The organism is Pseudomonas sp. SJZ131 (assembly GCF_007828705.1).
Taxonomy (GTDB): domain Bacteria; phylum Pseudomonadota; class Gammaproteobacteria; order Pseudomonadales; family Pseudomonadaceae; genus Aquipseudomonas; species Aquipseudomonas prosekii.
In genome coordinates, this window is the sequence record NZ_VIVC01000002.1 from 825,423 (window position 1) to 848,047 (window position 22,625).

Annotated in this window: 24 protein-coding genes and 1 pseudogene; 15 read left to right on the forward strand and 10 right to left on the reverse strand. The window is 60.1% G+C overall.

Annotated elements, in window-relative coordinates:
* The first annotated feature begins 48 nt into the window (after positions 1 to 48).
* From FBY12_RS10785 to FBY12_RS10805, 5 genes are all read left to right on the forward strand, one after another.
* Positions 49 to 1,698 (forward strand): phosphoethanolamine transferase, encoded by a 1,650-nt coding sequence (locus FBY12_RS10785; RefSeq protein ID WP_145252855.1) that lies wholly within the window; start codon positions 49 to 51, stop codon positions 1,696 to 1,698.
* 73 nt (positions 1,699 to 1,771) lie between these two features.
* A complete protein-coding gene (locus FBY12_RS10790) occupies positions 1,772 to 2,434 on the forward strand; it encodes a class I SAM-dependent methyltransferase (RefSeq protein WP_145252856.1) in 663 nt (220 codons plus the stop codon).
* 122 nt (positions 2,435 to 2,556) lie between these two features.
* Positions 2,557 to 3,690: a ribonuclease D gene (gene rnd, locus FBY12_RS10795; protein WP_121734289.1), complete on the forward strand. Its 1,134-nt coding sequence runs from the start codon at positions 2,557 to 2,559 to the stop codon at positions 3,688 to 3,690.
* Positions 3,687 to 3,980 carry a YcgL domain-containing protein gene (locus FBY12_RS10800; RefSeq protein WP_007898694.1) on the forward strand — a complete coding sequence of 98 codons (294 nt, stop codon included), beginning with the start codon at positions 3,687 to 3,689 and terminating at the stop codon, positions 3,978 to 3,980. Before rnd ends, FBY12_RS10800 begins: the two co-directional genes overlap by 4 nt.
* Before the next feature lie 120 nt (positions 3,981 to 4,100).
* A complete protein-coding gene (locus tag FBY12_RS10805) occupies positions 4,101 to 5,033 on the forward strand; it encodes a D-2-hydroxyacid dehydrogenase (RefSeq protein ID WP_145252857.1) in 933 nt (310 codons plus the stop codon).
* Positions 5,034 to 5,081: 48 nt separating this feature from the next.
* Here the strand turns inward: FBY12_RS10805 and FBY12_RS10810 are convergent, their stop codons facing one another.
* The gene (locus tag FBY12_RS10810) at positions 5,082 to 5,675 is read right to left on the reverse strand and encodes a nitroreductase family protein (RefSeq protein ID WP_145252858.1); all 594 of its coding nucleotides are present in this window, start codon (positions 5,673 to 5,675) and stop codon (positions 5,082 to 5,084) included.
* Between the two features lie 278 nt (positions 5,676 to 5,953).
* Between FBY12_RS10810 and FBY12_RS10815 the strand changes: the two genes are divergently transcribed.
* Both FBY12_RS10815 and FBY12_RS10820 read left to right on the forward strand, forming a co-directional pair.
* On the forward strand, positions 5,954 to 6,403 hold the full coding sequence (locus FBY12_RS10815) for a YcgN family cysteine cluster protein (protein WP_145252859.1): 450 nt from the start codon (positions 5,954 to 5,956) through the stop codon (positions 6,401 to 6,403).
* 68 nt (positions 6,404 to 6,471) lie between these two features.
* Positions 6,472 to 7,701 carry a hypothetical protein gene (locus FBY12_RS10820; RefSeq protein ID WP_145252860.1) on the forward strand — a complete coding sequence of 410 codons (1,230 nt, stop codon included), beginning with the start codon at positions 6,472 to 6,474 and terminating at the stop codon, positions 7,699 to 7,701.
* 120 nt (positions 7,702 to 7,821) lie between these two features.
* On the opposite strand, the gene FBY12_RS10825 is transcribed toward FBY12_RS10820, so the two are convergent.
* The 4 genes from FBY12_RS10825 to FBY12_RS10840 form a co-directional block, all read right to left on the reverse strand.
* Positions 7,822 to 8,199: a DUF2892 domain-containing protein gene (locus FBY12_RS10825; RefSeq protein ID WP_145252861.1), complete on the reverse strand. Its 378-nt coding sequence runs from the start codon at positions 8,197 to 8,199 to the stop codon at positions 7,822 to 7,824.
* Positions 8,200 to 8,314: 115 nt separating this feature from the next.
* Entirely contained in the window at positions 8,315 to 8,785 is a 471-nt protein-coding gene (locus FBY12_RS10830; protein ID WP_010462134.1) for an RNA methyltransferase, read from the reverse strand.
* A 273-nt stretch (positions 8,786 to 9,058) separates the two neighbouring features.
* Positions 9,059 to 9,433: a YajD family HNH nuclease gene (locus FBY12_RS10835; protein WP_092271723.1), complete on the reverse strand. Its 375-nt coding sequence runs from the start codon at positions 9,431 to 9,433 to the stop codon at positions 9,059 to 9,061.
* Positions 9,434 to 9,481: 48 nt separating this feature from the next.
* The gene (locus FBY12_RS10840; RefSeq protein WP_092271720.1) at positions 9,482 to 10,168 is read right to left on the reverse strand and encodes a spermidine synthase; all 687 of its coding nucleotides are present in this window, start codon (positions 10,166 to 10,168) and stop codon (positions 9,482 to 9,484) included.
* A gap of 88 nt (positions 10,169 to 10,256) precedes the next feature.
* On the opposite strand from FBY12_RS10840, the gene FBY12_RS10845 reads away from it, so the two are divergent.
* Positions 10,257 to 10,547, forward strand: coding sequence for a hypothetical protein (locus FBY12_RS10845; RefSeq protein ID WP_145252862.1), 291 nt, complete (start codon positions 10,257 to 10,259; stop codon positions 10,545 to 10,547).
* Here the strand turns inward: FBY12_RS10845 and FBY12_RS10850 are convergent.
* Positions 10,544 to 11,017, reverse strand: a complete 474-nt coding sequence (locus tag FBY12_RS10850) for a cyclic nucleotide-binding domain-containing protein (protein WP_145252863.1) — start codon at positions 11,015 to 11,017, stop codon at positions 10,544 to 10,546. The two genes, FBY12_RS10845 and FBY12_RS10850, sit on opposite strands and share 4 nt — an antisense overlap.
* Before the next feature lie 262 nt (positions 11,018 to 11,279).
* Complete coding sequence (locus FBY12_RS10855; protein ID WP_145252864.1) at positions 11,280 to 13,334, reverse strand: S9 family peptidase; 2,055 nt, start codon at positions 13,332 to 13,334, stop codon at positions 11,280 to 11,282.
* Between the two features lie 248 nt (positions 13,335 to 13,582).
* On the opposite strand from FBY12_RS10855, the gene FBY12_RS10865 reads away from it, so the two are divergent.
* From FBY12_RS10865 to FBY12_RS10875, 3 genes are read left to right on the forward strand one after another with little or no spacing between them, the layout of a single operon-like run.
* Entirely contained in the window at positions 13,583 to 14,080 is a 498-nt protein-coding gene (locus FBY12_RS10865) for an MFS transporter (RefSeq protein ID WP_121734281.1), read from the forward strand.
* Positions 14,081 to 14,112: 32 nt separating this feature from the next.
* Positions 14,113 to 14,889: a class II glutamine amidotransferase gene (locus tag FBY12_RS10870; protein WP_092271705.1), complete on the forward strand. Its 777-nt coding sequence runs from the start codon at positions 14,113 to 14,115 to the stop codon at positions 14,887 to 14,889.
* Positions 14,890 to 14,901: 12 nt separating this feature from the next.
* The gene (locus tag FBY12_RS10875) at positions 14,902 to 15,444 is read left to right on the forward strand and encodes a DUF2937 family protein (protein ID WP_092271702.1); all 543 of its coding nucleotides are present in this window, start codon (positions 14,902 to 14,904) and stop codon (positions 15,442 to 15,444) included.
* Positions 15,445 to 15,565: 121 nt separating this feature from the next.
* On the opposite strand, the pseudogene FBY12_RS10880 reads toward FBY12_RS10875, so the two are convergent.
* Positions 15,566 to 16,481 (reverse strand): annotated as a pseudogene (locus FBY12_RS10880) (LysR family transcriptional regulator).
* Between the two features lie 158 nt (positions 16,482 to 16,639).
* On the opposite strand from FBY12_RS10880, the gene FBY12_RS10885 reads away from it, so the two are divergent.
* The 4 genes from FBY12_RS10885 to FBY12_RS10900 all read left to right on the forward strand — a co-directional run bounded on the left by FBY12_RS10885 (position 16,640) and on the right by FBY12_RS10900 (position 20,393).
* The gene (locus FBY12_RS10885) at positions 16,640 to 17,926 is read left to right on the forward strand and encodes an MFS transporter (protein WP_145252865.1); all 1,287 of its coding nucleotides are present in this window, start codon (positions 16,640 to 16,642) and stop codon (positions 17,924 to 17,926) included.
* Between the two features lie 90 nt (positions 17,927 to 18,016).
* A complete protein-coding gene (locus tag FBY12_RS10890) occupies positions 18,017 to 18,769 on the forward strand; it encodes a 5-oxoprolinase subunit PxpA (protein ID WP_145252866.1) in 753 nt (250 codons plus the stop codon).
* Positions 18,766 to 19,470 carry a 5-oxoprolinase subunit PxpB gene (gene pxpB, locus FBY12_RS10895; RefSeq protein ID WP_145252867.1) on the forward strand — a complete coding sequence of 235 codons (705 nt, stop codon included), beginning with the start codon at positions 18,766 to 18,768 and terminating at the stop codon, positions 19,468 to 19,470. Before FBY12_RS10890 ends, pxpB begins: the two co-directional genes overlap by 4 nt.
* Positions 19,467 to 20,393, forward strand: coding sequence for a biotin-dependent carboxyltransferase family protein (locus tag FBY12_RS10900; protein WP_145252868.1), 927 nt, complete (start codon positions 19,467 to 19,469; stop codon positions 20,391 to 20,393). The genes pxpB and FBY12_RS10900 overlap by 4 nt, the downstream gene beginning before the upstream one ends.
* Before the next feature lie 98 nt (positions 20,394 to 20,491).
* On the opposite strand, the gene FBY12_RS10905 is transcribed toward FBY12_RS10900, so the two are convergent.
* Positions 20,492 to 21,670 carry a VWA domain-containing protein gene (locus tag FBY12_RS10905; protein ID WP_092271685.1) on the reverse strand — a complete coding sequence of 393 codons (1,179 nt, stop codon included), beginning with the start codon at positions 21,668 to 21,670 and terminating at the stop codon, positions 20,492 to 20,494.
* 36 nt (positions 21,671 to 21,706) lie between these two features.
* Complete coding sequence (locus FBY12_RS10910) at positions 21,707 to 22,552, reverse strand: MoxR family ATPase (RefSeq protein WP_092271682.1); 846 nt, start codon at positions 22,550 to 22,552, stop codon at positions 21,707 to 21,709.
* Positions 22,553 to 22,625 lie beyond the last annotated feature (73 nt).

A 22,625-nucleotide genomic window follows, 5' to 3' on the forward strand; every position in this document is an offset into this window, starting at 1 on the left:
AATTTTTCACATTTATCGGCGGCACTCTTTCCAGGACTATCAATTCCCATGTTCAAGTTAAAAGCCGTGCGCCCCGAGTGGGTGACACTGATTGCCAGCGCGTTTTTATTGGCCGGTTTTAATTGGGTGCTCTGGCAACACTTGTTTGAAATCACGGCTTCCAACGCGCAGGGCATCCTGATGCGCGTGGCGTTCGCAGTCATGGTGTTCGCTGCGTTCAATATCGTGCTGACCCTGCTGGCGTTCCGGCCGATATTAAAGCCGCTATTGACGTTGCTGTTTATGGTCAGCGCTGGCGTGGCTTATTTCATGAGCCAATACGGCGTATTGATCGACGCCGGCATGTTTCGCAACCTGGCTGAAACCAATCCTGCCGAAGTGCGCGATTTACTCTCATTAAAGTTACTGGCGTTTATTGTTGTGCTTGGGGTTTTACCTTCGTGGTTATTGTGGAAAACCCCGCTGATTTACCGCTCCTGGCATCGCGACCTGTTAAGTAAGGCGCTGGTGAGTATTGCGTCGGTTGCAGTTATCGGTGGAGTGGCGTTGGTGAACTATCAAGGTTTGTCCTCGTTGTTTCGCAATCACCATGAATTGCATTTGATGGTAGTGCCGAGCAATTACCTGGGTGCTTCCATCGGGTATTTACGGGAGCAAGTGGCGTCGGCGCAGCAACCCTTCGTGAAAATCGGCGAGGACGCCCGCAAAGACCTGACCTGGCAAACCCACGGGCGCAAATCCCTGACGGTGCTGGTGGTCGGCGAAAGTGCCCGGGCCGAGAACTTCGGCATCCTCGGCTACGACCGCGACACCACCCCGCAACTCAGCAAAGAAGCAGGCCTGATTGCCTTTACCGACGTGCATTCCTGCGGCACCGAAACCGCCGTGTCGGTGCCGTGCATGTTCTCCAACATGGGCCGCAAGGATTACAACGCCAGCCAGGCAAAAAATGAAGAAGGCTTGCTCGATGTACTCAAGCGCGCCGGGCTCGACGTGATCTGGCGCGATAACCAGTCAGGCTGCAAAGGCACCTGTGATCGGGTGACACTCGACGATGTCAGCAACTTGAAAGACCCGACGTTGTGCGCCAACAGCGAATGTCGTGACGAAATCCTGCTGCAAGGTTTGCAGCACTTTATCGACACGCTGGATAAAGACACGGTGTTGGTCTTGCACCAGATGGGCAGCCACGGCCCGGACTACTTCAAGCGTTACCCCAAGGAATATGAACACTTCACCCCAGTGTGCGAAAGCAATGCGCTGAACAATTGCAGCCGCGAAAGTATCGTCAACGGCTACGACAACACGCTGGTCTACACCGACCACGTGCTGTCGACGCTGATTGATTTGCTGCGGCGCAATCAGGACAAAGTGGATACCGCGATGCTCTATCTGTCCGACCACGGCGAGTCTTTGGGCGAGTACAACCTGTTCCTGCACGGCACGCCTTACATGATGGCGCCGGAACAACAAAAACATGTGGCGATGCTGGCGTGGTTCTCCGACAGCTATCAACAGTCGTTCTCGGTCGATACCCATTGCCTGCAACTGAGCCGCGAAAAACCCCTGAGCCAGGACAACTTGTTCCATTCGATGCTGGGTTTGCTGGAAGTTGACAGCACGGTCTACAACCCCGAACTGGACATGTTTGCCGGATGTCGGCGGGCGGTGATCGACGGCGTGTTGGCAAAAAAATAATCGTTTCGACTTATTTTTCACAGAGTTGCCGATAGTCTGCGATCGGTCGATATTCCAACAAGAGCCCCTGCACATGTCCGCGCTGCCCCCATCCGCCGTCGAACTTGAGTTCGCCCGGCGCTACGATCTGCAACACGCCCGCGTCTGCCAGCAGCCGCAATCGCGTGGATGGGTCGAGCGTCTGGCGTTCTGGCGCGTCGAGCAACTGGTGCGCAATGCGCTGAATGTTGCCGGCGAGCCGGGGTTGTTGCTGGATGTGGCGTGCGGCGCCGGGCGTTTCTGGCCGGTGCTGGCCGAGCACGGTAACCGGGTGATTCTGGCGTCCGATCCGTCGCAGGACATGCTCGATCATGCGCGCGTGCATCATCCGCAGCAGTTGCTGGAGCGGATCAAGACCTTCCAGAGTTCGGCGTTCACCCTCGACCTGTCGGCGAACGCGGTGGATTGCATGATTTGCATGCAATTGTTTCAGCACATCGCCAGCCCGGAGCACCGCTTGGCGATGTTGGCGGAGTTTCATCGCGTCAGCCGCGACACGGTGATCGTCGCGGTCAGGCTGCAAAACCGCTTCGGGCGTCGCTCGGCTTCGATCAAGCGCCTGTCGGCCGAGCCGCTGGCGAACCGGGCACTGGTGGAAGCCGAGTTCAAACTGGCGGGTTTCAGCCTGCTCAGTCATCAGGATTTCTTCCCCGGTTGCGCGCGCATGCGCGTCTATGTCCTGCGTAAGGCCAATTAACCTCCTTTGTCAGACGTTTCTTGCCTTCGCGTGAGTCTTTTCGCTAAAGCTCTTGTTCAGTGGATGCGCGGAAATCGCCGGGGGCGATATATACTGCGCGCCATTCTTCAAGGGAGAGCCGTGTGGCCATCGATATTCACTGGATTCGCGACAACGATAGCCTCGGTCAGTTTTGCGCCGAGTGGCAGCAGCTGCCATTCGTTGCCCTCGACACCGAATTCATGCGGGTCGACACTTTTTACCCGATTGCCGGCCTGTTGCAGATTGGCGATGGTGTACGCGCTTACCTGATTGATCCGCTGACCATCGATAACTGGCAGCCGCTGGCCGCGTTGCTGGAAAACCCGGCCGTGGTCAAAGTCGTCCATGCGTGCAGCGAAGACCTCGAAGTTCTGTTGCGCCTGACCGGCAGCCTGCCGGCGCCGCTGTTCGACACGCAATTGGCCGCCGCTTACCTGAACCTCGGTTTCTCGATGGGTTATTCGCGGCTGGTGCAGGAAGTGCTCGGCATCGATCTGCCGAAGGGCGAAACCCGTTCCGACTGGCTGCAACGTCCGCTGTCCGACACGCAAATCAGCTACGCCGCCGAAGATGCGCTGCATCTCGCGGAAGTTTTCGTACGCCTGCAACCGAAATTGTCCGAAGACAAATACCAATGGGTGCTGGAGGACGGCGCCGAACTGGTCGCCAACCTGCGCCGCGAGGTCGACCCGTACGAGGTCTACCGCGAAGCCAAACTGGCCTGGAAACTCTCCCGCGCGCAACTCGCGGTGCTGCGTGAACTGTGCGCCTGGCGCGAACGTGAAGCGCGGGCCCGCGACCTGCCACGCAACCGCATTGTCCGTGAACATTCGCTGTGGCCACTGGCGCGCACGCAACCGGACAACCTCGGCGCGCTGGCGAAAATCGAAGACATGCACCCGCGTACCGTGCGTCAGGACGGCGAATTCCTGCTTGATCTGATCAAGCGTTCTGCCACTGTGTCGCCGGACCAATGGCCGCCCGCCGTGCCGGAGCCGTTGCCGGTCGACGCCGCCGCGCTGATCAAGCAATTGCGCGCCATCGGCCAGGCTGAAGCCGAACGCCTGAACATCGCGCCAGAACTGATGCTGCGCAAGAAAACCCTGGAAGCGCTGCTCAAGAGCGGCTACCCCAACGGTCCTTACCAATTGCCTGATTCGCTGCGTGGCTGGCGCCGCGAATTGATGGGCCAGGCGCTGCTCGACAGCCTGGCCACCGCCGGAGAACAGCCTTGAAACGTATTTGCTCCATCTATCGCAGCCTGAAGAAAAACGAGATGTACCTCTATGTGCTCAAAAGCGATGCACTGGAGCGCGTCCCGGAATCGTTGATGGCGGCGTTCGGCAAGCCGCATCACGCCTTCGACCTGGTGCTGACGCCTGAGCGCAAGTTGTCGCGCGAGGACATCACCGTGGTCCTGGAAAACCTCGAGAAGCAGGGCTACCACTTGCAGATGCCGCCGGCCGAGGACGAGTACATCGAGCACTTGCCCGAAGAGTTGCTGCGTCGCAACGACCCGATGTGATCGGCAGACAGGTTCTGTTCAGAGCCTGTATGAAACACTGGAATGATTTTGGCGACGGCCGTGGTGAGGGAGCGAATCTCCTTCAACGGCCGTTTGCACTGTTTTCGAAAGGTTTGAACCATGCGCGTTCTGATTGCTGAACACGACCACCCGGTGTATGCCCAATTGTTGCGCGAAGCCGCGCCTGAGCTGGAAGTGCTGACCAGCGGTGATTCCGCCGAGCTGGCCCGCCAGGCTGCCGATTGCCCGATCTGGCTCGGCCAGCCGGACCTGCTGGCGAATCTGCTGCGTCAGGGCCATCAGCCCCAATGGCTGCAATCGACCTGGGCCGGCATCACGCCGCTGCTCGCCGACGGCCTGCCACGCCACTATCGCCTGACCCGCGCGGTGGGGATTTTTGGCCAGGTCATGGCCGAATACGTTTTGACTTACATGCTCGGCCACGAGCGCGAAGTGCTGGCGCGGTTGGTCAGCCAGGTCGAGCGCAAGTGGGACAGCCGTCAGGGCCAGAGCCTGGCGGGGCGCAAGGTGTTGATCGTCGGCACTGGCGACATTGGCCAGACTGTGGCCAATTTCCTCGTGCCGTTTGGCGTCGAACTGTACGGCATCGCCAGCGAGGCTCGCGAGCAGGCACCGTTTGTTGAAGTGGCTGCGTTGGCAGACTTGCCGCGTCTGGTCGGCGAAGTCGATTACGTGGTCAACCTGCTGCCGAACACGCCGAATACCCATGATCTGTATGACGCGGCGCTGTTCAAGCAATTCAAGCCGACTGGCGTATTGATCAACGTCGGACGCGGGGTGGCGGTGGTCGATGCGGATCTGGTCGAGGCCTTGAAAGAAGGGCATCTGGCCGGCGCGGTGATCGACGTCTGCCGTCAGGAACCGTTGCCGCAGCGCCATCCGTTCTGGACCGCCTGGGGTTTGCTCCTGACCGGCCACAGCTCGGCGCCGACTTCGCCATCAATGATGGTCAAGCTGTTCGTCGACAACCTGCGCGCCTATCACGCGGGCGAGGCGCTGCGCGGTGAAGTTGATTTCGACCGCGGATATTGATCGCAATGATCGTTCCTCACTCCGCGTGGGAACGATCGGGTAGCGCGTTCAGAGAGTGAAGTTGCCTTCAGCCACGAGTTCGCTCAGCGGGCGGCGTGGGCTCGGGGCCTCACGCGCTTGCAGGTACTCCGCCAGCGTCGTTTTATCGCCGAGTTTGCCGACCGCCACTGCCGCGTGCAGCGCATATCCCTCGGGGATGTTCAGTTCTTTGCGCGTCAGTTCCTGATCAAAACCGGCCATGCCATGGGTGTGCCACCCGCTGAGGCTGGCTTGCAGCGCCAGATGCCCCCACGCCGAACCGGTGTCGAATTCGTGAGTCTGGGCCGGGGTTTCTTCGGTCGCCCCGGGCACTGCAAAAGTCGTCTTGGAAATCACAATCACCAGCGCCGACGCATGCTGCGCCCAGCCAAGATTGAACTCGTTGAGTAAACCGAGAAACCGCTCCCAGTTCGGCGTATCGCGGCGCGCATAAAGAAAGCGCCACGGCTGCGAGTTGTAGGCCGATGGCGCCCAGCGCGCGGCTTCGAAAAAGCTCAGCAGGGTTTCTTCGGCAATCGCCTCGCCGGTAAACGCACGCGGCGACCAGCGATCGGTGAATTGGGGATGAATGGCGTAATCGGCAACGCGTGGAGTGGCACTCATGCAAATCTTCCTTGTTACGTTTGAGTCAAAGTCGGAGTGAAAAACCTGCGGCCACAGTTAGCTGAGCGATGAGGTTTTTGCCGAGCCGTGGTGGTCACCGGAATGCAACGCGGTTGCGCGTTAATGGCCTTCAGATTTGGCTCGTGGCGACTGGCAAAGCTACTTCGCGGCGCCACAACTGACAAGCACGTTGTACCGACAGTCGCCAGCACTTGGCCCGCAAGGCGCGGGGCACTAGACTGGCGGCCTTTTCACCACCTGATGTTGATGCTCGAACCATGGCCGCCGCAATCGAACCGTTCTGGAAACGCAAAACCCTCGAGCAACTCGATACCCTGGAATGGGAATCGCTGTGCGACGGCTGTGGTCTGTGCTGCCTGCAAAAGCTTGAAGACGAAGAAGACAACAGCGTCTATTACACGCGCATCGCCTGCAAACTGCTGGACCTGAACACCTGCCAGTGCAGCAATTACCCGAACCGTCGCGAGTTCGTCCCCGATTGCATCCAGCTCACGCCGGGCAAGGCTGAAGAATTCCGCTGGTTGCCGCCGACCTGCGGTTATCGGCTGGTCAGCGAAGGCAAGGACCTGCCGCAATGGCATCACCTGGTGAGTGGTGATCGCGACGCGGTGCACCACCAACGGATCTCGCAATCCGGGCGCATGCTCGCCGAGGGCAGCGTGCCGGAAGACGATTGGGAAGATCACCTGATCTTTCGCGCGGGCTGAATGCCAGGAGTGCACAGGCACTCTCCCCAACATTGTTGATCACTGAAATTTCGCCACAAGGAGTGCGTATGGCTGTGGGATTGCGTCTGGCATTGGCCGTTGCGGCACTGGCCGTGAGTTCGTCGCTGTGGGCGGCGAAGAAGGTCGATCTGGATTATCACGTGCGTCTGTTGCCGCAAAGCGATCAGGCCGAAGTGCGCCTGACCTTGGCGCAAGGCTCGGCGGTACGCAGCCTCGATTTCGACCTCGGCGACGGCAGCCATTACAGCGATTTCAAGGCTGACGGCCAATGGCAACTGACGCCGGGCAAAACCGCGCGTGGGGTCTGGCAACCGTCCGCCGACAAGGCCAGCCTGACGTATCGCGTGCGCATCAGTCATGGGCGCAAGAGCGGTAGTTTCGACACGCGGATGACGCCGAAGTGGGCGTTGATGCGCGGCGATGATCTGGTGCCGCCAGCGAAACTCGATCAACAGGACGGCGTCGAGTTGGTTTCACGCCTGGAATTCGAATTGCCCAACGGCTGGAACAGCGTCGAAACCGCCTGGCCGCGCATCGGCAAAAACAAATTCCGCGTCAATAACGTCTCGCGCCTGTTCGACCGGCCCACCGGCTGGATGCTCGCCGGCCACCTCGGCAGCCGCCGCACGCGTCTGGGCGAAACCGAAGTCACCGTCGCCTCGCCGCTGGGGCAGGGCATGCGCCGCATGGACGTGCTGACGCTGCTGACGTTCATCTGGCCGCAGGCGCAAGCGGTGTTCCCGCGGCATCCGAGCAAACTGCTGATTGTCGGCGCCAACGACCCGATGTGGCGCGGCAGTCTGGCCGGGACTGAGTCGATCTACCTCAACAGCCGTTTGCCGCTGGTCAGCGAAAGCGGCAGCAGCGCGCTGGTGCGTGAGTTGGTGCAGGTGTTCGGACGGGTCAACGACAGCCGCCACAGTGACTGGATCAGCGAAGGCCTGGCCGAGTATTACGCCATCGAACTGATGCGCCGCGCGGGCGGGATGAGCGATGAGCGCTACGAGAGTTTGCAGAAGAAATTGTCCAAGGACAGCGCGAAAGTGACGACGCTGCGTGGCGCGCAGATTAATCCGGCGCAGGTAGCGAAAGCGGTTTTGTTGTTACAGGAACTGGATCACGAGATTCGTTTGAAGACGCGCAACAAACGTTCGCTGGATGACGTGCAGCGCGGAGCGATGCATTTGGAAAGCGTCGATACCAAAGAGTTTATTCAGCTTAGCGAAAGCGTAATCGGCGAGGCTTCGACCGTGCTCGATAGCGAGCTGCTGCAGTGACATCGCCATCGCGAGCAAGCTCGCTCCCACAGGTTCGTGAGCGACACAAACCAGTAGGAGCAAGGCTTGCCCGCGAAGAGGCCATAAGCCTCAAAGCAATTCTTGCAAGGCTCTGACGAATCAAATCCCGGTCTTGGGCGAAGTCAGCGAATCATTGCCGGTGACGGTTGCCGTTTCAGTCGCCGCTTCGGCATTGGCTTTCAACCGGCTCAGTTCATCACCGGCACGCTCAATCTTCGCGCGCACGTTGTTGATGTCCTGACGGCTTTTCTCCAGCAGGCTTTTTACCGAGCTGTGGCCGGTGATGCCACGGGCCATCGCTACGCCGCCGATCGCCACTTGGATCAAACCGAAAACACCACCGCGACGCAGGCCCTTGCCGACCATGACCACGCCGCCGGCCAGCGAGCCGATGCGCTCCCAACCGTGAACATTCTGTTCGGCAGGGGTTTGGAAAGGTGTGGATTGAATGCGTTCTACGCGTTTGAGTTCGCTCATGATCTGTCTCCTGACGGGAATAGTGCTGAGTGAATAGCCGCATCAATGGCTGTTTATCGATGATAAGTAAGCTGACTGCCGGGGCGCGCCGCTTGTTCCATCGAATGTCAGCACTTCAGCGGAATTTTGCCCCGGAGCGTGTGTTCAGACCTTTGGCCATGCGGTCGTAAAGCACGACGTTGACGGTGGCCGCGAGGTTCATGCACCCGGTGGTCGGGATGTAGACCACGTCTTCGCACCAGTCACGAATCTCTTTATCCAGCGAGCCGTCTTCCGGGCCGAAAATGTACAGCGCGCGGTCCGGGTGGGTGTATTCGGGCAGCGAGCGCGCGCCTTCGACCAATTCCACGGCGACCGGCACGCAGCCCAGCGGCAGGATCTTTTTCAGGTCGTCGATGCCGATCAGCGGGATGTCGTAGTGCACGCGTTTGGTGTCGGTGACAAAGTCGGCGGCGCGTTCATAACGCTTGCCGGTATAGAAAACCGACGCCACGCCATAACAGCCAGCGGCGCGCATCACCGAACCGACGTTCTCCGGTGACTTGGGGTTATACAAACCAATGCAGCTGTACCGTTTGTCTGCCACGAGCGGGGTGCCTTCGGGAAAAAGAGGGCGATTATACGGGGATTGCACGGGCGCGGGCAGATTGCGGGATTGGTGGTGGTTGGGGGATCGCAATCGCGAGCAGGCTCGCTCCCACATTGGATTTTTGGGTGGCGTAATATCTGCGTCCAACCCAAATCCCCCTGTAGGAGTGAGCCTGCTCGCGATTGCGGTGTGTCAGGAATGGTGATGCCGGCTGACACGGCCCCATCGCGAGCAAGCTCGGCTCCCACAGATGCAACGCACGGCAAGCAATCAGTCGTCTTCTTTCTTCATCAGCCCGGCCAGCGCCGCAAACGGGTTATGCGTGGCTTTGGCGATTTTCGGCGTGCTCAGCGAGCCTTCGTGGAAGTACTGCTGATCGGTGTAGCGCGAGTGTTCGTTGTCGTGGCAATACAGGCACAACAATTCCCAGTTCGAGCCGTCCTGCGGGTTGTTGTCGTGGTTGTGATCGCGGTGGTGCACGGTCAGTTCGCTGAGGCGCTTGCCGGAAAATTCACGGGCGCAGCGGCCGCAAACATGCGGGTACATCTTCAGCGCTTTGTCGCGGTAACCCATTTCCTTGTCGCGCTGGTTATCGGCGAGGATGCGATCCAGCTTCGAGGTATTGGTCGGCGTTGACGAACTCATGGGTTCACCTTTGTAAAAGACTAATGACGGTTAGGCGGCAAGTTTAGCTCAGCCCTTGAGCTTCTCGGCAATCCAGATGGTATGGCGCGTGCCTTTGTTGCCGTGGGCGAACACCTGGACTTCCTCAGCCTTGAAACCGGCCTTCTTCAACTTCTCGGAAAACTGCTTGTCGGCGCTGGCCGACCACACCGCCAGCACGCCTTTGGGCCGCAATGCCTTGGCGCAGGCGCTGAGACCGCCGGCCGAATAAAGCCAGCTGTTGGCGCGTTGGGTCAGGCCTTCGGGGCCGTTGTCGACGTCGAGCATGATTGCATCGAAACCCTGCGGCTCGGCTTGCAGCACCTTGGCCACGTCTTCCATGCGAATCACCGTGCGCGGGTCGAGCAGCGGGTTGCCGGACTTCTCGCCCAGCGGGCCGCGATTCCACTCGACCACGCCCGGCACGAGTTCCGCGACCACCACTTCAGCGGTTTTACCCAAGTGCTTGAGCGCGGAGGCGAGGGTGAAACCCATGCCCAGGCCACCGATCAACACCCGCGAATTCGGCCGCCCGGCTACCTTGCGGCAAGGGATCTCGGCCAAGGCATCTTCGGAACCGTGCATGCGCGTGTTCATCAACTGGCCGCCGTCGCCGCCCTGAATCTTGATGACGAAATCCTCGCCATATTCGAACAGGCACAAGGCACCGCCGTTTTCAGGAATGGGGGCGGTGTCGAGTAGAACGAAACGTTTCATGGCAGGCTCTTGGAAAAAATTGGCATAAGGCAAACGGACGCGGTTGGGAGTAGCCTGCGAACAGACAACAAGGCCAACGGAGCCATTGATGAAGCGCACCATTCTAACGGTCATTGCCTTGGCCGCGCTCTCGATAACTGCAGCGCAGGCCCAGGAGCTGCAAACCATCCCCATCAGCCCGGCGCCAATGTCCGGTTCGCCCGGCACGGCAACACCGACGCCGTACCCGCAAATTACCCCAACCGCCGTGCCGCGCACCGGGCCGGGCAGTGGCGGGCCGCCGCTGGTGCCGATTGAAAAGCCCAGCCCACCGACCAAGGACCAGCCGTTGCCGGGCCTTGAGCAGAACGGCACGAAAATCAAGACACCGGGCGGTTAGACCTGTTGCGAGAGTAGCTGTCCATCGGCCATGCGCAGGCGTTTGGAGAGGGAGACGGCGAGGGCGCGGATGATTTTCGCGGCGATCTTCGGCGCTTCGTTGAGCATCTTTTCCAGCGAGTCCTTGCCCAGATTGAGCAATTGGCAATGGCTCGCCGCGACACACGTGGCCGAGCGTCGCTCGCCGTCGAGCACGGCCATTTCGCCAAATGCGCGACCGCTGCGCAGAGTGGCCATGATCACGGTTTGCCCGTCGCTGTTGGTCTTCTGCACCGACACCTGGCCGGTGTGGATGATGCACATGAAACTGCCGGCATCGCCCTCGTGGAATATCGCCTCGCCCTCGGCGATGGTGCTGATGCTGAAATAGCCGGCGGCCGCGGCAAAATCCACCGGCAGCAGTTGCTCGAACAGGCCACAGTCCATCAGCCAGTCGCGAATTTCGTTGTTCAGTAAGGTCGGTTCTGACATGTCGTTACAGTCTTTTTCTTGTGGTCTGGTGCGGGTTGGGTCTGGCTGTCTGCGATCCCTTGTAGCAGCTGGCGAAGCCTGCGTTCGGTTGCGAAGCGGCCGCTAAACCTGAGCGCGCGGTCTTCCTGAAGAAACGCGTCATCTGATTTCACGACTGCTTCGCAGCCAAACGCAGCCTCGTACCTCGGCAGCTGCTACAGGGATAGTGCAAAGCCGTGGCCCGGCGCTCTGGTGTTAAGACCCGAACGCCAAGCCAAGTTCCTCAGGCGATCTGCAAAACCTTGAAAACAAATGCGTATTCGAGTGCTACGTCACGTAATCCCTGATAACGCCCGCTCATCCCGCCGTGTCCGGCGCCGAGTTCAGTCTTCAACAGCAGCGGATTGTCGTCAGTCTTGGTCGCGCGCAATTTTGCCACCCACTTCGCCGCTTCCCAATACTGCACGCGACTGTCGTTGTAGCCGGCGATCACCAAGGTCGCAGGATAAGCCTGCGCGGCGACGTTTTCGTACGGCGCGTAGGCCTTGATCCGCTCGTAAACGTCCGGCTCTTCAGGATTGCCCCACTCGTCGTATTCAGTCACCGTCAGCGGCAGGTCCGGGTCGAGCATGGTGTTGAGCACATCGACGAACGGCACCTCGGCAATCGCCGCACCAAACAGCTCCGGGCGTTGATTGAGCACGGCGCCAATCAGCAAACCACCGGCGCTGCCGCCGCTGATCGCCAACTGTGGCGCGGTGGTGAAACCTTCCGCGATCAAATGTTCGGCGCAGGCGATGAAGTCGCTGAACGTGTTGTGCTTGTGTTCCTGCTTGCCGGCGCGGTACCACGCCTCGCCCAACTCGCCGCCGCCGCGTACGTGCGCGATGGCAAACGCCACGCCACGATCGAGCAAACTCAGGCGGGCGTGGGAGAACCACGGGTCGAGGCTCTCGCCGTAAGCGCCGTACCCGTAGAGATAAAGTGGCGTCGGTTTGCCGAGTGCTTCACGTTTGACCACCAGGCTGATCGGCACTTTGGTGCCGTCCGGCGCGGTCGCCCACAAGCGCTGGCTGACGTAGGCGTCGGCGTCGAACGGGCCGAGCACCGGGGTTTGCTTGAGCACTTTCTGCTCGCCGGTCGCCAAGTCCAACTGACGAACTTGCGCCGGACGGTTCAGCGCCTCGTAGCGCAGGCGAATCTTGTCGCTGACGAATTCCAGGCTGTTCTGCACATGCAGGCTGTAGGCCGCGTCCGGCAATTGCACGCGATAAGGCGTCAGGCCCTGTGGGCGAACCTCGATAATCGGCAAACCGCCTTCACGCAAGCTCAACGTCAGCGCTTCGACGTTGAGGCTCAGGCCTTCGAGCATCACCGTGTCGCTGTGCGCAATCAGGTTCTGCCAGTCGGCGACGGTCGGCGCCACGCCAGTATCGAGCGCGGTGTACAGGGCGAAGTTGATGCCGTCGCGGTTGCTGCGGATGAACCAAGTCCATTGACCGTCGAGCGCGCCGTGATCGACATCGTATTCGTGGTCTTCAACCCGTGGCGCCAGGCAGGTAAACGGCAGATGCGGCTGGAAGGCGTCGAGCACCCAGACTTCGCTGGTGGTTTTGCTGCCCAGCGACAGAATCAGTTGCTGTTCGGAGCTGGAGCGGTAGCAGTGCAGGAAGAATCGACCGTCCGGCTCATGGAACACTTCTTCGGCCGCCGTGCCGTCGAGACGGTAACGCATCAGTTTGTGCGGGCGATGGGTGTCGTCGAGTTCGCCGAAGAACAGCGTCAGGCTGTCGTTGGCCCAGGTCATGCTGCCGTCGCAATCCTTGAATTCCAGTTCGCTGACCCGGCCGCTGGATAATTCCTTGACGAACAGCGTGTAAATCTCGTCGCCCGTGGTGTCGAGGCTGTAGGCCAGACGCTGGTGGTCGGGGCTGATGCTGAACGCGCCGAGGGAGAAAAAGCCGCCGTTGGCCAACTCGTTCGGGTCCAGCAGCAATTGTTCCTGGGTTTCATCGATGTGCAGGCTGTCGTCGGCCGGGCGCGGGCAGCGGTAATGGCGGGCGTATTCGTCACCGGCGGTGGTGCGCGTGTAATACAGAAACGGCCCCCACGGCGAGGGCAGGGACAGATCGGTTTCGAGAATCCGGCCCTTGATCTCTTCGAACAGGGTTTCGCGCAGGTCTGCCTGATCGGCGGTTTGCGCTTCTTGATAACTGTTTTCAGCCTTCAGGTAGTCGAGCACCGCGTCGGTGTCGCGCTCCTGCAGCCAGGCATACGGGTCAACCCCTTTGGCCTTGTGGGCAATCGGGGCACGGGTGACGTTGGCGGATTCGGGCATGAAGGGCTCTCGGAAAAGGTACGAAATAGGGGGTTCGCAGACATTCGGCAAATCTAGAGGCCTGTGCGGATCCTGTGAGAGCGAGCTTGCTCGCGATGAGGCCAGTACATTCAATATCAATGTTGTCTGGCAGTCCGCCATCGCGAGCAAGCTCGCTCCCACAGGTTCTGTGTCTGCACCGACTGGTATTGGGACAAGCCGGGCGGGCGAAAAGTCGTTACTATAAGCGCCTCTTTGCCACCCTTGCCATGGACACCATGACCGAGAACGACTATCTGATCGCTTGGGGCCTCTACGCCTTTGCCGCTTTAGGCTGCCTGTTGGTGTGGATGCGCCTGACCCGCTGGATGTGGCGCTACCTGCGTGAACCGCTGCGGCTGCTGATGGCGGTGTTGCTGTTCACGCCGACCATCATCGACCCGGTGAAGGAAAAAGTCGCCCCGGCCATCGCCATTACCGCGCTGGACCTGGCGTTCAAAGTGGGCAACAACGCCTGGCGCGCGATCTCCGATCTGTTCATGTACGGCATGATTGCCTTTGGCCTGTACCTGATTTTCGTGCTGATCCGCTTCCCCATCGAGCGTGCGTCCAACGCCCGCAAGGAGCAGGCCGCCGCCGCCAAAGCTGCCGCCAAACCCGATGATTATGAAGACGATCAACCGTTCGGCGTCGCCGGCGATGATCGCTACGGCCGTCCACCGATCCCGAACAACCCCCAGCGTTCGCGCATCGAACCGCGTTTGTAACTTTGCCCCTGCCTTTCAGCGAGAGTCCGAGCATGTGTGAGTTATTGGGCATGAGCGCCAATGTCCCGACCGATATCGTGTTCAGCTTCACCGGGCTGATGCAGCGCGGCGGGCGCACCGGCCCGCACCGCGACGGCTGGGGCATTGCCTTCTACGAAGGCCGTGGCCTGCGGCTGTTTCAGGACCCGGCGGCGAGCTGCGAGTCGGAAGTCGCCAATCTGGTGCAGCGTTATCCAATCAAAAGCGAAGTGGTCATCGGCCACATCCGCCAGGCCAACGTCGGCAAGGTTTGCCTGTCCAACACTCACCCGTTCGTCCGCGAATTGTGGGGCCGCAACTGGTGTTTCGCGCATAACGGCCAACTCGCCGACTTCGAGCCGATCAAGAGTTTTTACCGCCCGGTCGGCGATACCGACAGCGAAGCGGCGTTCTGCGATTTGATCAACCGCATACGCGGGGCTTTCCCAGAGCCGGTCGAAGTCGAAGAACTGCTGCCGGACCTGGTCGCAGCCTGCGCCGAATACCGCAGCAAAGGCGTGTTCAATTGCCTGCTCAGCGACGGCGATTGGCTGTTCTGCTATTGCTCGACCAAACTGGCGCAGATCACTCGTCGCGCACCGTTCGGCCCGGCGCGCCTGAAAGACGTCGATGTGATTGTCGATTTCCAGGCCGAAACCACGCCCAACGACGTGGTCACGGTGATCGCCACCGAACCGCTGACCGAAAACGAAACCTGGACCCGCTACGAACCGGGCCAATGGAGCCTCTGGCGACGCGGTGAATGCGTCCGTCAGGGCAAGACCGAATAAAGGACTTACCCCATGTTGCTCAGTTATCTACGGCTGGTGTTGTTTGCGGCGGGCCTGTTGATCGGTGTCCAGGTGCCGGGGTTCATCAGCGATTACGCGAAACGCGTCGAAGCGCATCTGATTGAAGCGCAGACCGGTTTGAGCGGTTTCCAGAACACCGCCAATCAGTTTTTCAAGGGCGATATGCAGGCCTTGGTCGCGCATTACCGTGCCAGCGAAGACCCGATCTTTCGCAGCGATGCCGACAGCCTGAGCAACATGCTCAACCGTCAGTTGGCCCTCGATAAACAGTTCCAGGCGATGCAAGGCCCGTGGTACATCCGCTTCCTGCAAGTCGCGCTGGCGGCGGATCCGGACATTCGCAAGGAAACCTGGAATGGCTACAGCTACCAGATCCTGCTTACCCCGGAAGCCATGATCTGGGGCATGAGCGGCGCGCTGTTGCTGTCGTTCGGGATCGAATGCCTGTTCCGCTTGATCGACTGGGTAGTGCTCGGCGGCAAACGCCTGCGCCAGAGCCGGCCGATTGAAGACCGCGATGTGCGCGGGTTGTAGGAAAAGGTTGCTACGCCCTTTGTAGGAGCGAGGCTTGCCCGCGAAGGCGTTGTGTCATGCAACATTGATGTCGACTGACACGACGCCTTCGCGGGCAAGCCTCGCTCCTACACGGCCGCGATCAGTGCGCAAGGACGATATAGCTTTCACCCACCTTGCGCGCATACCCCTCCAGCACCTGTTGACTCAACGCCACAATCTCCTCGACCCATTCCACCCCGACCCGCCACGACACCACCACCGGCAAATTTGGCGGTCGCTGGTCGATCTGCAATAACGTCAATTCCCCGCGCGCCAGTTCCTCGGCCACCAGCACCGGTGGCAATGCGCCGATGCCAAAACCATCGCGCAGCAAGCGGGTAATCGCCGACACCGAATTCACGCAGTTGAGGCGCGGCGTCAGCACGCCGTTGGCCTGCATCAACGCCAAAATATCCTGATGCGGATGGGAGTTTTTCGAGTAGGTAATGATACGTTCCCGCGCCATGTCTGCGACGCCGGAATACTCGCGGTTGTACAGGGAATTGCTCGCGACGATCCAGCCCATCGGGTGGCTGGCCAGTTCGAGGCTGCGCACGCTTTCCTGGCGTAACAGGTCGGTTTGCAGGATCAGGTCGAGAAAGCCTTTTTGCAGCTGATCGCAGAGGTTGAGCGAGGTATCGGCCACCAGCTCGATTTCCACCAGCGGATAGTGATCCATCATTTGCGCCACCAGCGGGCTCAGCCATGTGTGGATCACCGTGTCCATGACCCCGACGCGTACCCGGCCGACCTTGCTCGAGCGGGTTTCGATCGACTGCTTGAGCGCTTGCATGGTGTCGATCATCTGCTCGGCGTATTCGAGCACTTTCAAGCCGTCGGGGGTCAGGCTCACGCCTCGCGAATCACGCAGAAACAGCTTCACCCCCCAGCTCACTTTCCAGCACCGCGATGCGGCTGGAAATCGACGCCTGGGTGGTGAAGAGCTTGTCTGCCGTCAGGCGAAAACTCTTCAAGCGAGCAACCCAAACGAAGGTTTCGAGGAACTTCAAATTCATGGGATGTGCTCTTGGATAAAGAAATCTTATGCCTGGACCGGGTTTTTATTAGTTGGACGCAGCAGGGCCGGGCGCCCAAAACTCAGGCCATCCGGTTCCCACGATAGGCGTCGTCGGGGCTCAGAACAATACCAATAAAATTTGCACGGAGATCCGCCATGAGTGCGCCCGACACCACTGCAATCCCCAAAGCCACGGCTCGGCCCGGGCCGTTTGACTGGTATCGCAACATCAATCAACAGGAACGTCGCACGTTCTGGAGCTGCAAGATCGGCTATGGCCTCGACGGCATGGACACGCAAATGCTCAGCTTCGTAGTGCCGACGCTGATTGCGATGTGGGGCATCACCACCGGCGAAGCGGGGCTGATTCACACCAGCACGCTGATCGCCTCGGCCATCGGCGGTTGGGTGGCGGGGATTCTCTCCGACCGCATCGGCCGCGTGCGCACCTTGCAACTGACCGTGCTGTGGTTTGCCTTCTTCACTTTCCTCTGCGGCTTCGCGCAAAATTACGAACAATTGCTGATCAGCCGCACCTTGATGGGTTTCGGTTTCGGCGGTGAATGGACGGCCGGCGCGGTGTTGATGGGCGAAGTGATTCGCGCCAAGGACCGTGGCAAAGCGGTGGGCATGGTGCAATCGGGTTGGGCGCTGGGCTGGGGTTTGACGGCGATTCTGTACGCGTTGCTGTTCTCGGTACTGCCGCCGGAAGACGCCTGGCGTGCGCTGTTTATCCTCGGCATCGTCCCGGCGATTTTCGTGATCTTCGTCCGTCGATTGGTCAAAGACCCGGAAATCTATCGCGAAGCCAAAGCCAAACAAGAGCCGAGCAACCCGGCGAAATTCTACGAGATCTTCGCGCCCGGCATTCTTTTCACCACCATTCGCGCCTCGGTGCTGACCACCGGCGCCCTCGGCGGTTACTACGCAATCACCTCGTGGCTGCCGACCTTCCTCAAGAATGAACGCGGTTTGAGCGTGCTCGGCACCGGCGGTTATCTGGCGATGGTGATCGTCGGGTCCTACGTCGGTTACGTGATCAGCGCTTATCTGACCGACATCCTCGGGCGCAAAAAGAACTTCATCCTGTTCGCTGTCGGCTCATTCACCATCGTTCTGCTTTACACCCAATTGCCCGTCAGCAATGGCGTGATGCTGTGGCTGGGCTTCCCTTTAGGCTTCTTTGCCTCGGGGATTTTCAGTGGCATGGGCGCGTTTTTGACTGAGTTGTTTCCGACGCGGATTCGCGGCTCGGGCCAGGGTTTTTGCTACAACATCGGTCGGGCGCTGGCGGCGTTGTTCCCACTGTTTATCGGTTTGCTCAGCCAGAAAGTACCGTTGAGCGTAGGCATCGGCGCATTTGCGGCGGTGTCCTACGGCGTGGTGATCCTTGCGGCGCTGAGCCTGCCGGAAACCCGTGGCAAGCAACTGATCGCCGAATAGCTTAATAGTCAGCAACTGATAATCTGCCGGGCGAGATTTACAAGAATGTCCCGGCAGTAAAAAAAGAAAATGCCTACAGGAGTGTTCACCGTGAGCCGCCTGCTATTGAACTGCGACATTGGCGAAAGCTTTGGCAACTGGACCATGGGTCTGGACGCCGAGGTCATGCCGTTCATTGACTGCGCCAACATCGCTTGCGGCTTCCATGCTGGCGATCCGAGCATCATGCGCAAGACCGTCGGCCTGGCCCTGAGCCACGGCGTGCAGATCGGCGCGCACCCGGCCTATCAGGACCTGGTCGGTTTCGGCCGGCGCTCGATGGCCTACGCCGCGCAGGAACTGCAAGACATTCTGCATTACCAGATCGGCGCCCTCGACGGCATTTGCCGGGCTCAGGGTGGGCGGGTCAGCTACGTCAAACCGCACGGCGCGATGTACAACGACATGATGGCCAACCCGGCGCAATTGCGCGCGGTGATCGAGGCGGTCGCGAAGTATGACCGCACGTTGCCGCTGATGCTGATGGCCACCCGCGACAACAGCGCCGCGCAGCAATTGGGCGATGAATGCGGCGTGACCTTGTGGTTCGAGGCGTTCGCCGACCGCGCCTATGACAGCGCCGGCAAACTGCTTTCGCGGCAATTGCCCGGTGCGGTGCATCACGACGCAGAGACAATCGTCGAGCAGGCGCTGACCATCGCCCGTGGCGATTGGCTCAGCGCCAGCGACGGCAGCGCTTTGCAATTGCGCGCCAATACGCTGTGCGTGCACGGCGACAACGCCAGTTCGGTGGCCGCCGTGCAACGCATCCGCGAAGCCTTGAATCAGCAGAGCGCCTCATGAAACTGCGGGTAGAAGTGGTGGCGCTGGATTGCCTGATGGTGCGGCTGTTCGATGAAATCGCCGAAGCCAACATGCCGTGGATGCTCGCCGCCAGCGAAGCGTTGCGCGCTGCGTTTGGCGAACATTTGATTGATCTGGTGCCGTCCTACACGACGCTGATGGTGCATTACCAGCTGACCGCGCTGAGCCCGGCGCAGGCGCGGGAACTGATCGGCGAAGCGTTTATTGATCTGTCGCCCAACGCCAGTACACGCGGCCATTGCCATGTGTTGCCGGTCTGGTACGACGTCAGCGTCGGCCCGGAATTGAGCCTGTTGGCGCAACGCAGTGGCTTGTCGATGGACGAGGTAATCCGCCGTCACAGCGAGCGCGAATATCAGGTGTTTGCGTTGGGTTTCGCGCCGGGTTTCGCGTTTATGGGGCTGGTCGAGGAAGTGCTGGCGGCGCCACGTCTGAACACGCCGCGCAAGAAAGTCGCGGCGGGCAGCGTCGGTATCGCCGAACGGCAAACGGCGGCTTACCCGGTGGTTTCCCCCGGTGGCTGGAACCTGATCGGCCGCACTCCGGCAAAACTGTTCGACCGCGAACGCGACGGCTACAGCCTGATGCAGCCGGGCGACACGGTGCGCTTTGAGGCGGTCAGCCACGCCGAATTCATCAACCTCGGCGGCGACGATACGCCACTGGAGGCGCAGGCATGAGCCGACTGAGGATTGAAGCGAGCACGCCGCTGTGCCTGTTGCAGGACGCCGGGCGATTTGGCGTGCGGCATCTGGGCGTGACGCAGGGCGGCGGGCTGGATTGGCGCTCGATGTCGTGGGCCAATTGGCTGCTCGGTAACAGCCTGGATGCGCCAGTGGTGGAAATCACCCTCGGCGGATTCACCGTGCTAGCCGAGGAAGACTGTGTGCTGGCGCTGGCCGGCGCTGACCTCGGCGCGCAAGTGGATGGCCAGGCGTTGGCGCCGTGGCGCAGTTTCCGGCTGCACCAGGGCCAGCGCTTGCAGTTCACCCAACCGCAACTCGGCGCGCGCGCTTATCTGGCGGCGCCGGGCGGGTTTGACGCGCCCAAGGTGCTGGGCAGCAGCGCGACCGTGGTCCGCGAAGAACTCGGCGGGCTGGACGGTTTCGGTCGAGCGTTGGCCAAGGATGCTGCGCTGAGTTATTCCGGCAGTGCGCTGATTTTGCTGCGCGAATTGCCCTGTGAACACGTGCCAAATTTCAAGGCTGATGCGCCGCTGGATCTGGTGCTCGGCGCGCAGATCGGCGCGTTCAGTGGGCAAAGTCTGTTCGACGCCTTCAATAATGTCTGGGAGTTGGACAGCCGGGCGGACCGCATGGGTGTTCGCTTGCTCGGCACGCCGCTGGAATATCGGGGCCAACCGATGATTTCCGAAGGCATCCCGCTCGGCGCCGTGCAAGTGCCGCCGGATGGTCAGCCGATTGTGTTGCTCAATGATCGGCAAACCATCGGCGGCTATCCGCGATTGGGCGCGTTGACGCCGCTGGCATTGGCGCGGCTGGCGCAATGCCTGCCGGGGGCGAAGGTGCGGTTACGGCCGGTGATGCAGGATGTTGCGCATCGCGAGCAGGTCGAATATCTGCGACGGTTTGTGAACCGCTAAAAGCTTCGCTGGCAAGCCTCGCTCCTACAGGTTTCGGTGTTACCCCCGTAGGAGCGAGGCTTGCCCGCGAAGGCGTCATCCCCGAACAACAAACATCTCTACTTGGACAAAAACCGCATCCCTTCCTCCAACCCGCGCAACGTCAGCGGGTACATCTGGTCTTCAATCAAATCGCGCACGATGTTGGTCGACGAGGTGTAGCCCCAAGTGTCTTTCGGGTACGGGTTGATCCAGATGAGCTTTTTGTATTTCTCCATGAAACGCTGCATCCACAGGTAGCCCGGCTCTTCGTTCCAATGCTCGACGCTGCCGCCGGCCTGGGTGATTTCGTAGGGCGCCATGGCCGCGTCGCCGATGAAGATGACCTTGTAGTCGGCGCCGTACTTGTGCAGCAAATCCTGAGTCGAGAAGCGTTCGGAAGTGCGGCGCATGTTGTTCTTCCACACCGACTCGTAAACGAAGTTGTGGAAGTAAAAGTATTCCAAGTGCTTGAACTCGGTTTTGCACGCCGAGAACAATTCCTCGCAAATCTTCACATGCGCGTCCATCGAACCGCCGATGTCGAACAGCAGCAACAACTTCACAGTGTTGCGTCGTTCCGGGCGCATCTGAATATTCAGCAACCCGGCATCGCGCGCGGTGTGGTCGATGGTGCCGTCAATGTCGAGTTCTTCCGCCGCACCTTGGCGGGCGAACTTGCGCAAGCGGCGCAGGGCAACTTTGATATTGCGCGTGCCCAGTTCAACCGAGTCGTCGAGGTTCTTGTACTCGCGCTGATCCCAGACTTTCACCGCTTTACCCTGACGCTTGCCAGCGTCGCCGACGCGAATGCCTTCGGGGTTGAAGCCGCCTGAGCCGAACGGGCTGGTGCCGCCGGTGCCGATCCACTTGTTGCCGCCGGCGTGGCGTTCTTTCTGTTCTTCGAGGCGTTTCTTGAACTCCTCGATCAACTTGTCGAGGCCGCCCAGCGACTGGATTTGCGCGCGCTCTTCGTCGGTCAGCGAGCGCTCGAACTCCTTGCGCAACCAGTCTTCGGGAATCAACGCCTGAAGGTGGTCGTCGAGTTTTTCCAGGCCGTTGAAATAGGCGCCGAAGGCTCGGTCGAACTTGTCGAAGTGCTTTTCGTCCTTCACCAGGATCGCCCGGGCCAAGTAATAAAACTCGTCCATGTCGGCGAACACCACGCGCTGTTTCAGCGCGTTGATCAGGTCCAGCAACTCGCGCACCGAGACCGGCACTTTCGCTGCGCGCATTTCATTGAACAGGTTGAGCAGCATGGCGATGGCCTCCGCTTTTGTTAAAAAAAGCGAAACTTAGCGAGAGCCGCGACGGCTCATGAACGCCAGGCGCTCAAGCAGTTGCACGTCTTGCTCGTTCTTCACCAAAGCCCCGGCCAGCGGCGGAATGGCCTTGGTCGGATCGCGTTCACGCAGCACCGCTTCGCCGATGTTGTCGGCCATCAGCAGTTTCAGCCAGTCGACCAGTTCCGAAGTCGATGGCTTCTTTTTCAGGCCCGGCACTTTGCGCACGTCGAAGAACACGTCCAGCGCTTCGCTGACCAGGTCTTTTTTGATGTCCGGATAATGCACGTCAACGATTCGCTGCATCGTCACGCGATCGGGGAACGCGATGTAGTGGAAGAAGCAGCGGCGCAGGAAGGCATCCGGCAGCTCTTTTTCGTTGTTGGAAGTAATGATGATGATCGGGCGCTTTTTGGCTTTGATCGTCTCGTCGATCTCGTAAACGTAGAACTCCATTTTGTCGAGTTCTTGCAGCAAGTCGTTGGGGAACTCGATGTCAGCCTTGTCGATTTCGTCGATCAGCAGAATCACCCGTTCTTCGGCCTCGAAGGCTTCCCAGAGCTTGCCTTTTTTCAGGTAATTGCGAACGTCGTGGACCTTTTCCGTGCCGAGTTGCGAGTCGCGCAAACGGCTGACCGCGTCGTACTCGTACAGGCCCTGGTGCGCCTTGGTGGTCGATTTGATGTGCCAGGTGATCAACTTGGCGCCGAACGATTCGGCCAATTGCTCGGCGAGCATGGTCTTGCCGGTGCCGGGCTCACCCTTGACCAGCAGCGGCCGCTCCAGGGTGATTGCGGCGTTGACCGCCAGTTTCAGGTCATCGGTGGCGACGTAGGCCTGAGTGCCTTCGAACTTCATCTGCTAATCCTCGAACGGTAACGCCGACCTGAAACGGAGCAGGGCGGAACGCGATAAGTATGATGCCCCGACT